The 14,212-nt window shown below is 64.5% G+C and carries 12 protein-coding genes; 2 read left to right on the forward strand and 10 right to left on the reverse strand.

The annotated features are described in order from the left end of the window. Positions 1-57: 57 nt before the first annotated feature. The 7 genes from ACWCIA_RS14445 to ubiE form a co-directional block, all read right to left on the reverse strand. Positions 58-705: a DUF502 domain-containing protein gene (locus ACWCIA_RS14445; RefSeq protein ID WP_454164340.1), complete on the reverse strand. Its 648-nt coding sequence runs from the start codon at positions 703-705 to the stop codon at positions 58-60. Positions 706-773: 68 nt separating this feature from the next. Beyond that, a complete protein-coding gene (locus ACWCIA_RS14450) occupies positions 774-1,079 on the reverse strand; it encodes an FmdB family zinc ribbon protein (protein WP_454164342.1) in 306 nt (101 codons plus the stop codon). 350 nt (positions 1,080-1,429) lie between these two features. Next, complete coding sequence (locus ACWCIA_RS14455; protein WP_454164344.1) at positions 1,430-2,026, reverse strand: methyltransferase domain-containing protein; 597 nt, start codon at positions 2,024-2,026, stop codon at positions 1,430-1,432. A gap of 2 nt (positions 2,027-2,028) precedes the next feature. Then, positions 2,029-3,603 (reverse strand): ubiquinone biosynthesis regulatory protein kinase UbiB, encoded by a 1,575-nt coding sequence (gene ubiB / locus ACWCIA_RS14460; RefSeq protein ID WP_454164346.1) that lies wholly within the window; start codon positions 3,601-3,603, stop codon positions 2,029-2,031. Continuing rightward, positions 3,603-4,316, reverse strand: coding sequence for a ubiquinone biosynthesis accessory factor UbiJ (locus tag ACWCIA_RS14465; RefSeq protein ID WP_454164348.1), 714 nt, complete (start codon positions 4,314-4,316; stop codon positions 3,603-3,605). The genes ubiB and ACWCIA_RS14465 overlap by 1 nt, the downstream gene beginning before the upstream one ends. A 131-nt stretch (positions 4,317-4,447) precedes the next feature. Further along, positions 4,448-5,431, reverse strand: a complete 984-nt coding sequence (locus tag ACWCIA_RS14470) for a Tim44 domain-containing protein (protein WP_454164350.1) — start codon at positions 5,429-5,431, stop codon at positions 4,448-4,450. Positions 5,432-5,455: 24 nt separating this feature from the next. After that, complete coding sequence (gene ubiE, locus ACWCIA_RS14475) at positions 5,456-6,190, reverse strand: bifunctional demethylmenaquinone methyltransferase/2-methoxy-6-polyprenyl-1,4-benzoquinol methylase UbiE (protein ID WP_454164354.1); 735 nt, start codon at positions 6,188-6,190, stop codon at positions 5,456-5,458. Positions 6,191-6,348: 158 nt separating this feature from the next. Here ubiE and ACWCIA_RS14480 point away from each other — a divergent pair, with 158 nt between their 5' ends. Next, positions 6,349-8,568 (forward strand): response regulator, encoded by a 2,220-nt coding sequence (locus ACWCIA_RS14480; protein ID WP_454164355.1) that lies wholly within the window; start codon positions 6,349-6,351, stop codon positions 8,566-8,568. 240 nt (positions 8,569-8,808) lie between these two features. After that, positions 8,809-9,012: a cold-shock protein gene (locus tag ACWCIA_RS14485; RefSeq protein WP_454164356.1), complete on the forward strand. Its 204-nt coding sequence runs from the start codon at positions 8,809-8,811 to the stop codon at positions 9,010-9,012. Positions 9,013-9,233: 221 nt separating this feature from the next. Here the strand turns inward: ACWCIA_RS14485 and ACWCIA_RS14490 are convergent, their stop codons facing one another. Genes ACWCIA_RS14490 through ACWCIA_RS14500 form a run of 3 tightly spaced genes read right to left on the reverse strand, consistent with a single transcriptional unit; the run spans position 9,234 to position 14,123 of the window. Beyond that, the gene (locus ACWCIA_RS14490) at positions 9,234-9,656 is read right to left on the reverse strand and encodes a gamma-butyrobetaine hydroxylase-like domain-containing protein (RefSeq protein WP_454164358.1); all 423 of its coding nucleotides are present in this window, start codon (positions 9,654-9,656) and stop codon (positions 9,234-9,236) included. Positions 9,657-9,672: 16 nt separating this feature from the next. Then, positions 9,673-10,101 (reverse strand): HIT family protein, encoded by a 429-nt coding sequence (locus ACWCIA_RS14495; protein ID WP_454164359.1) that lies wholly within the window; start codon positions 10,099-10,101, stop codon positions 9,673-9,675. A gap of 11 nt (positions 10,102-10,112) precedes the next feature. Then, positions 10,113-14,123 (reverse strand): DUF3683 domain-containing protein, encoded by a 4,011-nt coding sequence (locus ACWCIA_RS14500; protein WP_454164361.1) that lies wholly within the window; start codon positions 14,121-14,123, stop codon positions 10,113-10,115. Positions 14,124-14,212: the final 89 nt, after the last annotated feature.

A 14,212-nucleotide genomic window follows, 5' to 3' on the forward strand; every position in this document is an offset into this window, starting at 1 on the left:
ATTCCAGGTTGGTGTATCGGTTGCACCGCCAGGGGCGGCCCAGATGCTTGCTTGTTCTTAATGAATGACGGCGTCGCGGTTGGCGGACGCGTTTGCAGGGATGGCCGCCACGGTGGCGTCGCTTGGTGCCACCACGCCCATCGAGACGATGTATTTCAGCGCCGCGTCGACCGTCATGTCCAGTTCGACGACCTTGCTGCGTTCCATCATCAGGAAAAAGCCGGAGGTCGGGTTCGGCGTCGTCGGCACGTAGACGCTGACGTATTCGCCGACCAGGTGGTTCTTCACGTCGCCGCCCGGCACGCCGGTCAGGAACGCGATGGTATAGGACTCGGCATGCGGGTAAGGAATCAGCACCGCCTGGCGGAAGGCATTGCCCGAGGACGAAAACAGGGTATCGGACACCTGCTTGACGCTGCCGTAGAGCGAGCTGACCACGGGGATGCGCTTGAGCAGGCGCTCGCCCAGGCGCACGACGTAGTTGCCGACCAGGTTGTTCGTCAGCAGGCCGGTCAGGAAGACGATGGCGATCGTCAGGATCGCGCCGATGCCCGGCACGTCCATGCCGATCAGGTTGCGCGGCTGCCAGCGCTCAGGCACGAACAGCAGCGACTGGTCGAGCGTGCCGATCACCAGGTTCAGGACCCAGCCCGTGATCGCCAGCGGAACCAGGATCAGGAGGCCGGTAAGGAAGTATTTGCGCATCGAATTGTCGTTGTCGAATTCTCGTTATTGTTATTGCTGCGGCCCACAGGCCGCAGGGCGTGATCCCATCAGGACGCGCTCTTGTCGGCGGCGGGCGCGGCGGGCGCTGCCGTGCTCGTACCGGAATCCGACGTGGCCGCAGCCGGCGCGGCTGCAGTGGCGGCAGGAGCCGTGCCCGTGGCCGGCGCTTTGCCACCGCGGAAATCGGTCACGTACCAGCCGGTGCCCTTGAGCTGGAAACCGGCGGCAGTCACCTGCTTTTTAAAGGCGCTCTTGTTGCACGACGGGCAGTCGGTCAGGACCGGGTCAGAAATTTTTTGCAGTACATCTTTGGAAAAACCGCATTCTTCGCAGCGGTAGGCGTAAATCGGCATTTGGTACTCCGCAAAAATCTTCAAAACCCTGAATTATAAAGCTTTTAGGGAGGGCGTTGCCGATTCCGGGGAAAGCCCGGCGAGACCATGCGCCACGGGCAGCCGTCATAGCGCGCGCGGGGCGAGGAGTGTTGTTTTTCGTCAGCATTCTGCAAGGTTGAGTTTGCCGACAGTCAACTATATGATTAAATAGCACCCCTGCACAGCATGCTGCGGTTGGGGCAAACAACCAGAGCACGGATTATCAAGAAACAGAAGTTTGCGCGATCGAACATCGCCGCATGGCCGTACAAGAATGCTGTATTTCCCGAGCCCGCTTATGCGGGCATTTTTTTTGCCCGGCCGCCGACTCAAAGGCGGCGCCAGGTCATCCAGCGTTCCCTGTCCCCAAAGACGGGCAGCGAGTCGACGACCGGCCCCTCTTCCACCAGCTCGAAATACGGCGCCAGCAGCCCCTCCAGGTCTCCCCTGGCGATGCCGAAGGGCGGGCCTTTCGGCGACTCGCCAAAGTAAAAGCAGCCTGCCAGCAAGCCGCCCGGCGGCAACAACGCGGCCCAGCGCGCCGCCACCTGCGGCCACATCCTGGGCGGCATCGCGCACAGGAAGGCGCGCTCGTAGATCAGGTCCAGCGGGTGCAGCGGTTCCCATTGGAAGAAATCGGCCTCGACGACGCGTTCCGCCCAAGGGCCGGCAAGCTGCCGGGCCCGGCTAACTGCACTCGGGGCGAAATCGATGGCGGTCGCATCCCAGCCGGCCTCCAGCAGGTGCACCAGTTCATGCGCATTGCCGCAACCGGGAATCAGGACCGTACGCAGCCCCTGCGTGCGCGCCACGAAATCGCGCAGGGCGGCCGGCACGCCGTTCAGGTCCCAGGGCGTGAAACCGCGCTCGAAGCGCTCGTCCCAGAAATCGGGCGTCAGCGGGTCGCGGCTGGCGAAGTCCGGCATGATCAGATGGGGCTGCCGTAGCGCACGAACAAGGCGGCGAAGAGAATGCCCGAGGCAATGCCTCCAGCAAGCCAGGCCAGGAAGCCCAGCATGCGGTTACTGCGGCGCACTTCGAGCAGCAGCCTCGCCATCATTTCATGGTTCGTGGTCGACTGCGGCTGCGCGTGGCGCGCAAGCGTCTGGTGCAACAGGCGCGGGAACTGCGGGAAGAGGTGGGCATAGCGCGGCGCCTCGTCCTTGAACTTGTCCATGAAGCCGCGCCAGCCGACCTGGTCGGCCATCCAGCGTTCGAGATACGGCCTGGCCGTCTTCCACAGGTCGAGCTCCGGGTCGAGCTGGCGCCCCAGGCCCTCGATGTTGAGCAGGGTCTTTTGCAGCAGAACAAGCTGCGGCTGCACCTCGACATTGAAGCGGCGCGAGGTCTGGAACAGGCGCAGCAGGACCTGGCCGAAGGAGATGTCCTTCAGCGGGCGGTCGAAGATCGGCTCGCAGCAGGCGCGCACCGCCGACTCGAGTTCGTCGACGCGGGTATTGCGCGGCGCCCAGCCCGATTCGATATGGGCCTCGGCCACGCGCTTGTAGTCGCGGCGGAAGAAGGCGAGGAAGTTCTGCGACAGGTAATCCTTGTCGAAGTCGTTCAGGGTGCCGACGATGCCGAAGTCGAGCGCAATGTAGCGTCCGAAGGTTTCCGGCTCGACCGACACCAGGATGTTACCGGGGTGCATGTCCGCATGGAAGAAGCCGTCGCGGAAGACCTGGGTGAAGAAGATCTCGACGCCGTCGCTGGACAGCTTTTTCAGGTCCACGCCTTCGGCCGCCAGGCGGTCGAGCTGCGAGACCGGAATCCCGTTCATGCGTTCCATGACGATCACGCTGCTCGAGCAATAGTCCCAATACATCTCGGGCACCAGCAGCAGTTCCGAGTCCGCGAAATTGCGGCGCAGCTGGGCGGCATTCGCCGCCTCGCGCATCAGGTCAAGCTCGTCGTGCAGGTATTTGTCGAACTCGGCGACGACTTCCTTCGGCTTGAGGCGGCGGCTTTCGGCCCACAGCCGTTCGATCAGGCCAGTGGCCGCATACATCAGGGCGATGTCTTCGTCGATCGTCTTCTTCATGCCCGGACGCAGCACCTTGACCGCCACCTCTTTCCCGTTTTTCAGCGTGGCGAAGTGCACCTGGGCGATCGAGGCCGAGGCCACCGGCACCGGGTCGAAACTGGCGAACAGCTGATCCGGGTGGGCGCCCAGCGATTCGGTGATCTGGGCAATCGCCAGCGCGGAGTCGAAGGGCGGAACGCGGTCCTGCAGCAGGGACAGTTCGTCGGCAATATCTTGCGGCATCAGGTCGCGCCGGGTCGACAGCACCTGGCCGAACTTGATGAAGATCGGGCCGAGCTCTTCCAGCGCCAGGCGCAGGCGGATCGCGCGCGGGGTGGTGATCCGCCTGCGCCAGAAAAACATGCCGCTGACAAAACGCGCGGTGCGCGGCGCGTCGAAGCCGGACATTGCAATTTCATCGAGGCCGTACTTGGTTGCGACCGTGAAGATTTTAAGCAGGCGCAGGAATTTCAATATCATCAGCTGTCCAGGATGGAGTCCCCGCTCGGGCGGGTTGTCGGAATGAGGGCGACAGGTTTTTCAAGCGGCAGTTGTGCAGGGACCGCGGCGGCCTTGCGCTGGGCCAGCAGCGATTCGAGCCGGGCGACGCGCTTGGCGGCGCGCTCGACGTCGTCGCGCAGGCGCACCACGTCGGCGCCGAAGGCCTCGACCCCGCCCGGGCGCGCCAGCACGGGGCGCTCCTCGACCAGGAACTCGGCCAGATTTTCCGCCAGGCGGCGTCCGCTGGCGCGTGCATGCGAGACGGCGCCGCGGGCGCCGCCTGCCAGGCGGTTTGCTGCGATCGGGCCGAACAGGCGTTCGAGGTCGTGTTCCGGTTCCCAGCGCAGGCCGCGGCTGAGCCCCGAGATCGTGTTCGCGAATTCCGCATCGCCCTCGATGCGCACATAGGAAAACGCGCGCTCGCGGTTCTGCGCGATCAGGGGCAGATCGGCCAGCTTGACGTGGATGGTGACGGTCGGGACGGCGGCAGGGTCGCCGGCTTCGAGCAAACCGTCGGCCGCCACGCGCAGGCGCAGTTGCAGGTGCTCGGTGTCGATGCAGGCAAGCTTGCCGGCATGGCGCCGCAGCGACGCGCGCGCCCAATCCTCCCCTGCCAGCAGGTGGTTGATCGTGGCGACGCCGGCCGCCGTCAGGGCGCCTTGCGGTGCGAGGAGTGAAACGTTCGGGAACATAATGGGATCGCTAAAAAACAAAACCGCCCGTGATGACGCGGGCGGCTTTGATCTTACCAGTTTGCCCGGTACAAACCCGGGCGCACAGGAAACTTTGCAAAAAAATATTGCGGCAGCGTATCTTCGTCTCTTTAATGGGTGACTTGCTGGATGCCCGCGAGTACCCAGCCGGTGCTGCCCGACATCGGTTTTTCCATGTTCCACACTTCGACGAAAGGCTCGGCCGGCGCATTCTGTGCGGTACGGATCATGCCGTTGAACTGGACGCTTGCCAGGTAGTCGGTGGCCGTCGTCTCGATGCCCAGCAGCTGGGCGTCGATCGTCACGACGTCGGTGAAGTCGGCATTGCCGCCGCGTTCGGCGATCTGCATTTTCAGCTCGGCAAAGACTTCCGGCGTGGTGAACTCGCGCAGGTCGGCGACGTCGCCCTTGTCCCAGGCCGCCTGCATGCGGATGAAGGAAGACTTGGCATGGCGCAGGAAGGTCTCGGTATCGAAGTCACCCGGCACGCCCCATTGGGTGTGCTGCGCTGCGCCCGCTGCTGCTGCACCCGGCTTGTTCAGCGATACGCCCGAGGCACTGCCCTGGAAGGCGCTCGGCTGGTTACCCAGGCCGGAACCGATAGCCGGGGTGCCACCGGCCGGGACCGGCTGGCCGAAGCCGCTCTTGAACTGGGCGTTGGCCGGCGTGTCCTTGCGGCGGAACATGCGCACGATGAACATCACGGCCAGCGCCAGCAGCGCGAACATCAGGAGGCCCGACAGGAAGGACGCCATGGCGCCACCGATGCCGAGATGCGAGAACAGTGCGCCCAGGCCCAGTCCGAGCAGCGCGCCGCCCAGCAGGCCTTTCCACATGCTCGGCTTCTGGGTGGCGGCGCGCGCACCGGCGGCACCCGCGGCGGCACCGGCGACAGGAGCGGCCGGCGCAGGCGTTGCAGCCTGGCGATTGATTGGCGCGGCAGGGGCAGGCGCAGGCGCAGGCATCTGGCGCACCGTCTGCGACTGGCGGCCAAAGGAACGCTTGCTGCCCATCGGGCGTGCGGTCGCCTCGGCGATAATGGCGGTGGCGGTCAGCGCCAGCATGGCCGTGGCCAGGAATTTTTTCATCTTCATCGAGGTCCCCTTAAAGTTTGATGCTTAGAGTTTGATACCGGTATGCAAAGCCGCCACGCCTGCCGTCAGGTTGAAGTACTGCACGCGCTCGAGGCCGGCGTCCTGCATCATGCCTTTCAGCGTTTCCTGGTCCGGGTGCATGCGGATCGACTCGGCCAGGTAACGGTAACTCTCGGCATCGTTGGCGATGCGCTGGCCCAGCCATGGCAGCACCGAGAACGAGTACACGTCGTACGGCTTCTGCAGCGGCGCGGCCACTTTCGAAAACTCCAGCACCAGCAGCTTGCCGCCGGGTTTCAGGACGCGGCGCATTTCCGCCAGCGCCTGGTCCTTGTGCGTCATGTTGCGCAGGCCAAAGGCCACGCTGACCCGGTCGAAATAATTGTCCGGGAAGGGCAGCTTCTCGGCGTCACACAATAAAGTTGGGGTTACCAAACCTTTATTCAATAGGCGATCGCGACCGACGCGCAGCATCGATTCGTTAATGTCGGTCAGCCACACCTCCCCGCTCGGGCCGGCCTGTTTCGCGAAGGCCTTCGACAAGTCCCCGGTGCCGCCGGCGATGTCGAGCACCTTGAAGCCGGGACGCACGCCCGCCTGGGCAATGGTGAAGGTCTTCCAGATGCGGTGCAGGCCGCCGGACATCAGGTCGTTCATGACGTCGTATTTCGCCGCCACGGAATGGAAAACCTTGGCGACCTCGTGGACCTTCTCGTCCTCGGAAACGGTCTTGTAGCCGAAATGGGTGGTATTGGTCATATTCAGGTGACTGTTTGATCGTGTCGCATTATACAAGCGCCCCACGCCAAGGCGTCTCCTGCACACCTGCCACAGGCGCCGACTGGTGCGGCGTGTCTTTGTTGACTCTTGTATAATCCTTCTCCACTTTGAATTCCCCACTGGCAATTCCTATTCCGATGCGAACCAGGACACGTTTCCTGCTGCTAGTTCTTTCCGTACTGGTTCCGTCCTTCATTGCGTCGGCGCTGGCCGTCGCTTACGTGTACCGCGACGCACAGCAGGCGCAGGACCGCAGCATGGCGGAGACGGCCCGCGCCATGGCCCTGCTGGTCGACAACGAGCTGGAAAAGAAGGAAGAAGTGCTGCGCGCGCTGGCGGTCTCGCCGGCGCTGGCCGAAGGCCGCCTGCCCGATTTTTATGAACACGCCAGGCGGGTCGTGCCGCCGCCGGACTCGACCGTCATCCTGTTCGACCTGGAATCGCGCCAGCTGCTCAACACGCGCCGCCCCTTCGGCAGCGCCCTGCCGACCCGGAATGCCTCGAACATCGCTGCGTTGATGGCCCGCTACGGCAGCGAGCGCGCACTGGTCTCCGACCTGTTCACGGGGCAAGTGGCGAAACGCCAGGATTTCGCGATCCAACTTCCGGTCAAGGTCGACGGCACCCTGCGCTACATGCTGGCGATGGGCGTCAACGCCAGTTCGCTGCAGGGCCTGCTGATGCGCCAGCACCTGCCCGAGGCCTGGCTGGCATCGGTGGTCGACCGCAACGGCATCATCGTCGCGCGCACCCGCCAGCCGGAACGCTATGTCGGCAAACCGGTGCGCCCGGCCTCGCGCCTGCACGCCTTCCGGGCGCGGGAAACGATGTACGAATCGCGCACCCTCGACGGCATCGACTCGCGGGTCTACGCCAGCACGGTGCCGGGCGCCGACTGGAAAGTCTTGCTGAGCGTCCCGACCAGCGAGCTGCGCCAGGCGCCGCTGCGCGCGGCCGCCCTCCTCGGCGGCCTGATGGCCCTGCTGCTGCTGATCGGCCTGGTCGCCGCACGCCGCTTCGCCAACCGCGCGATCGCGCCGATCGAGGCGCTGGGCGACAGCGCGCGCGCCCTCGGCGAAGGCATCGACGTCCCCTACCGCCGCCTCGGCTGGGCCGAGCTCGACAACGTGGCGCAGCGCCTGGCCGAGGCCAGCACCCGCATCCGCCACGCGCAAGGCGAGATGGAGGCGCGCGTCGCCACGGCGATCGCCGCCACCGAACGCGCGCAAACGGCCCTGCTGAAAAACCAGAAGCTCGAGGCCCTCGGCCGCCTCACCGGCGGCATCGCCCACGAATACAACAACCTGCTGCAGACCCTGACGACGGCGCTGCAGCTGGCCGCCTTCAGCACGCGCGAGGAAAAAGTCAAAACCCTGATCCAGACCTGCCAGCGCACGGTGACGCGGGCGACGGCGCTGACCGGCCAGCTCGGCTCCTTCGGCCGCCAGCAGGAAGCGCGCGTGACGACCGTCGACGTCTGCGAACAGTTGCACAGCGCCGTGCAGCTGATGAAGGCCTCGCTGCGCAACGACGTGAGCGTCGAAGTGCATTGCGAGAAGGACGTGTGGCCGGTCGCGATCGAGCCGCTGCAGTTCGACGTCGCCCTGCTCAACCTGGCATTGAACGGGCGCGACGCCATGCCGGACGGCGGCACGCTGCGCCTGCAGGCCACCAATGTCGAGCACGATGGCATGGGCGACATGACCGGCACCCTGCCGCGCGGCGACTATGTGCTGGTGAGCATGACCGACACCGGTTGCGGCATGACACCCGAGGTCATGGCGCGCGCCCTGGATCCCTTCTTCACGACCAAGCCGCCGGGCCAGGGAACGGGGCTGGGCCTGCCCCAGGCCTATGCCTTCGCGGTCCAGGCCGGCGGCACCCTGGTGCTCGACAGCATCCCGGGCATCGGCACCCGGGTCGACATCTACCTGGCGCGGGCCGCCGGCGCGGTTCTGGTGGCGGCCGACGACACATCGGAGGCGACCGCACCGAAAGCGAGCGGCACCGTCCTGTTCGTGGAAGACGACGCCCTGGTGCGAGAAGCGGTGGTGCGCGCGCTCGGCGACAGCGGCTTCAAGGTGCTGGTCGCCGACAATGGCGAGGCGGCCTTGCGCCTGCTCGAGAGCACGGCGCGCCGTCCCGACGTGGTGTTCTCCGACGTCGTGATGCCGGGCCAGGTCAGCGGCATCGACCTCGCGCGCATCCTGCACCAGCGCTACCCGGGTTTGCCGGTGGTGCTGGCCACCGGCTACACCGAACAGCAGGCGGCGCTGCCGGGCGTAAAAATCGTCGCCAAGCCCTACCGGATCGAGGAAGTGGTCGCGCTGCTGTCGAGCGCAGGCGGCGGGAAATGAGGGCTGTTGCACCTTTTTGGCCCCTTTAACGATGCCGTTAGGCAATTTTCCTGCTGAGCGCTGCACTTCTCGTCGTAAAGACCCAACTCGACAGCAAAATTACAACGAATCGTGCTTCATTGTTCTCCAGTTATGCCTATAATCAATTCGCTTTGTTGAGCCCGGCGCTGGCGTTACGCGTTTCATCACCGCAAGCCCAAGCAAGGCATAACAACAAATAATCTTTAGGGGAGTAACATCATGACGAGCGGTACTGTTAAATGGTTCAACGATGCGAAGGGTTTTGGCTTCATTACCCCGGACGGCGGTGGTGAAGACGTATTCGCGCACTTTTCGGCTATCAACACCACCGGCTTCAAGTCGCTGGCCGAAAACCAGCGCGTGAGCTTCGAGATCACGACCGGCCCGAAGGGCAAGCAGGCTGCCAACATCCAGCCGCAGTAATGGTTTAGCCAGTTGCACGTCTCGAGCGTGCAGCGCGGCTGGGATCATGAAAAAAGCGCCTCTCGGGGCGCTTTTCTTTTTTGGGATATCGATGTTTTTTTGCCTCGGGTCCCGTGGCGTTGAAACGCGTGGAGTCGGGAGGCTCGGCGCCCCCCTCACACCCTACGCATTGCGCCAGATGTAGGGTGGAGTCCTGACTCCACGCGTTTTCGGAATCCGCTTCAGTGGCTGTGCCCGCCACACCCGCCCGTGCGCACCGGCGCACCCGGCAGCACGGTCCCCGGCTCGCGGCCGCTGTCACCCTCGAACCCGGCCGCATGCAGGCGCGCCATGTAGTCCGCCCACAGCACCCCATGCTCGCTGCCGAGCTTGTACAGGTAATCCCAGGTGAAGATGCCGCTCTCGTGGCCGTCCGTGAACAGCGGTTTCACGGCGTAGTTGCCAACCGGCTCGACGCCGCGGATGCCGACTTCGCGTTTTCCGACTTGCAGCACTTCCTGGCCGGCGCCGTGGCCCTTGACTTCGGCCGAGGGCGAGTACACGCGCATCAGCTCGAACGGGATCGAAAATGCGCTGCCGTCATCGAAAGCGATGTCGAGCAGGCGGGACTTCTGGTGGACGGTGAGTTCGGTCGGATTCGGCATGATGTCCTCTACTCCTCTACGATTGTTGCAGGCGGCGCGCGATGGCTTCGGCCAGGTGCGGCAGCTGGGCGCGGCGCGCTTCCAGCACGGATTCCTCGGTTTTGCGCACGGCCGTGGCCCAGACCGGCGCCGGGAAGTGGGCGTCGTCGGCATAGCGCGGGATGACGTGCCAGTGCAGGTGGGGCACGACGTTGCCGAGGCTGGCCACGTTGACCTTGGTGGGCGCCATCGTCTCGCGCACCGCCTGTTCGACGTGGAAGACCACCTCGTTGAGCAGCAGGCGGTCTTCCTGCGCCAGGTCGCTCATTTCGCGCACATGGTCGCGCCAGATCACGCGGCAGAAGCCGGGATAGTTCGCGTCGTCGACGAGGATGACCGACAGCTTGTTATCGGCGTACACCGTCGGCGCATCCAGTGCGCACAGTTCGCAGTCTTGCTGCTTCACATTTTCTACCGTCAAACCAATACCCTTTCGATGCCGCCATTGTTGGCGCGTGCCACATAGTCCGGCAGCCAGTTCTCGCCCAGCAGGTGCTTGGCGATTTCGACCACGATGTAGTCGGCCGACGTGCCGGCGTCGCCATTGTAGCGCGACAGGCCCTGCAGGCAGGACGGGCAGCTGGTCAGCACCTTGACTTCGCCATCGAAGCCGTCCGCGCGCAGCTTGGCCGCGCCCTTCTCGACCTCGCTCTCCTTGCGGTAGCGGACCTGGGTGGCGATGTCGGGGCGGGTCACGGCAAAGGTGCCGGATTCGCCGCAGCAGCGATCGTTCTTTTCGATTTTGACGTTATCGAAGGTCTGCACCAGCGCGTTCACCGTTTTCAACGAATCCTGCATCTTCATCGGCGTGTGGCAGGGGTCGTGGTACATGTAGCGGGTGCCGCTCACGCCTTCCAGTTTCACCCCTTTTTCGAGCAGGTATTCGTGGATGTCCATGATGCGGCAGCCCGGGAAGATCTTCTCGAACTCGTAGGTCGCCAACTGGTCGTAACAGGTGCCGCAGGAGACCAGGACCGTCTTGATGTCGAGGTAATTCAAGGTATTCGCCATGCGGTGGAACAGCACGCGGTTGTCCGTCATCATCTTGTCGGCCTTGTCGTACTGCCCTGCTCCCCGTTGCGGATAGCCGCAGCACAGGTAACCCGGCGGCAGCACGGTCTGCACGCCGACTTCCCACAGCATGGCCTGGGTTGCCAGGCCCACCTGCGAGAACAGGCGCTCGGAACCGCAGCCGGGGAAGTAGAACACCGCTTCGCTGTCGGCATTCGTCGCCTTCGGGTTGCGGATGATGGGGATGACCTTGTCGTCCTCGATGTCGAGCAGCGCGCGCGCCGTCTTCTTCGGCAGGTTACCCGGCATTTTCTTGTTGATGAAGTGGATGACCTGCTCGCGCACGGGCGGCTTGCCGGTGGTCGGCGGCGGCGCCGCGGTCTGCTCCTTGGCGAAGTTTTTCAGCAGGCGGTTGCCCAGGCGCTGGGCCTTGAAGCCGACGCCGACCATGGCCGCGCGGGTGGCGTTGATGGTCGTCGGGTCGGTTGCGTTCAGGAAGAACATCGCCGCGCGGTTCACCGGCTTGAAGCTGCGCTTGTCCATCTTGCGCAGCAGGTTGCGCATGTTCATCGAAACGTCGCCGAAGTCGATGTTCACCGGGCATGGGGTCACGCACTTGTGGCAGACCGTGCAATGGTCCGACACGTCCTCGAACTCTTCCCAGTGACGGATCGAGACGCCGCGCCGGGTCTGCTCTTCGTAGAGGAAGGCTTCGATCAGGGCCGAGGTGGCGAGGATCTTGTCGCGCGGCGAGTACAGCAAATTCGATTGCGGCACGTGGGTGGTGCAGACCGGTTTGCACTTGCCGCAGCGCAGGCAGTCCTTGATCGAATTGGCGATTTCTCCGATGTCGCTCTGCTGCATGATCAGCGACTCGTGGCCCATCAGGCCGAAGGACGGCGTGTAGGCGTTGCGCAGGTCGGCGTGGGCTTCCTTCAGGTTCAGCAGCTTGCCCTTGTTAAAGCGCCCTTCCGGATCGACCCGCAGCTTGTAGTCGCGGAATTCCTGGATCTCTTCGTCCTGCAGGAACTCGAGCTTGGTGATGCCGATGCCATGCTCGCCCGAGATGACGCCATCGAGCGAACGCGCGAGGCGCATGATGCGCTCGACCGCCTGGTGGGCGTCCTGCAGCATGGCGTAGTCGTCGGAGTTCACCGGCAAATTCGTGTGGACGTTGCCGTCGCCGGCGTGCATGTGCAGCGCCACGAAGACGCGCGAGCGCAGCACGCGCTGGTGGATGGCCGTGCATTCGTCGAGGATGCATTTGTAGGCGGCGCCGTTGAAGATCTGGCGCAATGGTGCGCGCAGTTCCTGCTTCCACGACACCCGCACCGTGTGGTCCTGCACCACGTCGAACACGGTCGCATCGGGCTGGTTGCCGATACGGTTGTCGATCAGGCCCAGCAGGTGGCCGAAGCCGAGTTCGTCGAGCTGGTGGTGGGCGTCGACCAGTTTCCGGTCGAGATTGGCCAGCACATAGGTCCAGCGTGCGCGCACCGCTTCCACCAGCGCCAGCGCCTGCTCGGGGCGGTCGCCCATGATCTCGTTGCGGTCGACCGTGTCGCCGGTGGCGTCGTCGCTCTTTTCCAGCGGCAGGTGCTCGCCCGACAGGTAGGCATGCAGGGCGTCGGCCAGCTGCAGCTTGTTGCGGATCGACAGCTCGACGTTGATGCGCTCGATGCCGTCGGTGTATTCGCCCATCCGGTTCAGTGGAATGACGACGTCTTCGTTGATTTTAAAGGCGTTGGTGTGGCGGGCGATTGCGGCCGTGCGGGCGCGGTCCAGCCAGAATTTCTTGCGCGCCTCGGGGCTGACGGCGACAAAACCTTCGCCCACGCGGGTGTTCGCAATGCGCACCACTTCCGAGGCGGCCAGGGCCACCGCATTTTCGTCGTCGCCGACGATGTCGCCGAACAGCGCCATTTTCGGCAGCGTGCCGCGCTTGGATTTGGTCGCATAGCCGACCGCGCGCAGGTAGCGCTCGTCCAGGTGCTCGAGGCCCGCCAGGCGCAGGGTCTCGAATTCGGGCTTGCCGTTCTTGGGCAGGCCGTCGAGGTAATCCTTGATTTCGACGATCGACGGGATCGCATCGCGCGCCTGCCCGAAGAATTCCAGCGCGACCGTGCGCGTGAACTTCGGCATCTTGTGCAGGATCCAGCGGCTTGATGTGATCAGGCCGTCGGTGCCCTCTTTCTGAATGCCGGGCAGGCCGGAGAGGAATTTGTCGGTGACGTCCTTGCCTAAGCCTTCCTTGCGGAACTTGCGGCCCGGGATGGTCAGCGTTTCGGTGCGGAAGGGTTGGCCCTTCGGCGCGCCTTTGGTGGACGGATGCGTCCATTCCAGTTTGAAGACGGCGGTCGGGGCGTCGTGGATTTTGCCCAGATTGTGGTCGAGGCGGGTGACTTCCAGCCAGTCGCCGTTCGGGTCGACCATGCGCCAGGACGCCAGGTTGTCGAGGGCCGTGCCCCACAGGACCGCCTTCTTGCCGCCCGCGTTCATCGCGATGTTGCCGCCGATGCAGGAGGCGTGGGCCGACGTCGGGTCGACCGCGAACACGAAGCCGGCCTTTTCGGCGGCCTGCGAGACGCGCTGGGTGACCACGCCGGCGCCAGTGTGGATGGTCGCGTACTCGCGGTCCACACCCGGCAGGCGCGTCATCTCGACTTCGCCCAGGCCAATCAGTTTTTCCGTGTTGATCACGGCCGACATATTGGTCAGCGGGATCGCGCCGCCGGTGTAACCGGTGCCGCCGCCGCGCGGGATGATGGTCAGCCCCAGTTCGATGCAGCCTTTCACCAGGCCGGCCATCTCTTCCTCGCTGTCGGGCACCAGCACCAGGAAGGGGTATTCGACGCGCCAGTCGGTGGCGTCGGTGACGTGCGAGACGCGGTGCATGCCGTCGAAGCGGATGTTGCGTTTATCGGTGTAGGCGCCCAGCACGGCGCGGGCGCGCTTGCGCAGGTCGTACATCTCGCGGAACTCGCGGCCGAAGTCGTCGACGGCGCGGCGCGCGGCGGTCAATAACTGTTCGACGGCGAAGTTACGGGATTCGGCAGCGTTGGCGTCGCCCCCGCCGCCTGCATCGACCGTCAGGCGGCGCTTGTCGACTTCGGCCAGGCGGTGGTGCAAGGCGTCGATCAGCTTCTGGCGCCGCTTCGGGTTGTCCAGCAGGTCGTCCTGCAGGTAGGGGTTGCGCCGTACCACCCAGATGTCGCCCAGCACTTCGTACAGCATGCGCGCCGAGCGTCCTGTCTGGCGTGCGCCGCGCAGCTCGTCGAGCAGCTGCCAGGACGATTCGCCCAGCAGGCGAATGACGATTTCGCGGTCCGAAAACGAGGTGTAGTTATAAGGAATTTCGCGCAGGCGCGCCGGCGCGTTATCGGCCAGGAGGGTATGGATTTGTGCTGGGGCGTTCATGATGAGATCAAAAATGGTCTGGCCCGAAGGACAACCATTCTAGCTTATTGCGCCGCACCATGCTGGGCTCGGGCTATTTCGCCTCAGCT

This window comes from Massilia sp. SYSU DXS3249 (assembly GCF_053668055.1).

Coding starts and splice junctions, on each gene's coding strand:
- ACWCIA_RS14445 (WP_454164340.1), bottom strand. CDS start 705: ATGCGCAAATACTTCCTTACCGGCCTCCTGATCCTGGTTCCGCTGGCG.
- ACWCIA_RS14450 (WP_454164342.1), bottom strand. CDS start 1,079: ATGCCGATTTACGCCTACCGCTGCGAAGAATGCGGTTTTTCCAAAGAT.
- ACWCIA_RS14455 (WP_454164344.1), bottom strand. CDS start 2,026: ATGCCGGACTTCGCCAGCCGCGACCCGCTGACGCCCGATTTCTGGGAC.
- ubiB (WP_454164346.1), bottom strand. CDS start 3,603: ATGATATTGAAATTCCTGCGCCTGCTTAAAATCTTCACGGTCGCAACC.
- ACWCIA_RS14465 (WP_454164348.1), bottom strand. CDS start 4,316: ATGTTCCCGAACGTTTCACTCCTCGCACCGCAAGGCGCCCTGACGGCG.
- ACWCIA_RS14470 (WP_454164350.1), bottom strand. CDS start 5,431: ATGAAGATGAAAAAATTCCTGGCCACGGCCATGCTGGCGCTGACCGCC.
- ubiE (WP_454164354.1), bottom strand. CDS start 6,190: ATGACCAATACCACCCATTTCGGCTACAAGACCGTTTCCGAGGACGAG.
- ACWCIA_RS14480 (WP_454164355.1), top strand. CDS start 6,349: ATGCGAACCAGGACACGTTTCCTGCTGCTAGTTCTTTCCGTACTGGTT.
- ACWCIA_RS14485 (WP_454164356.1), top strand. CDS start 8,809: ATGACGAGCGGTACTGTTAAATGGTTCAACGATGCGAAGGGTTTTGGC.
- ACWCIA_RS14490 (WP_454164358.1), bottom strand. CDS start 9,656: ATGCCGAATCCGACCGAACTCACCGTCCACCAGAAGTCCCGCCTGCTC.
- ACWCIA_RS14500 (WP_454164361.1), bottom strand. CDS start 14,123: ATGAACGCCCCAGCACAAATCCATACCCTCCTGGCCGATAACGCGCCG.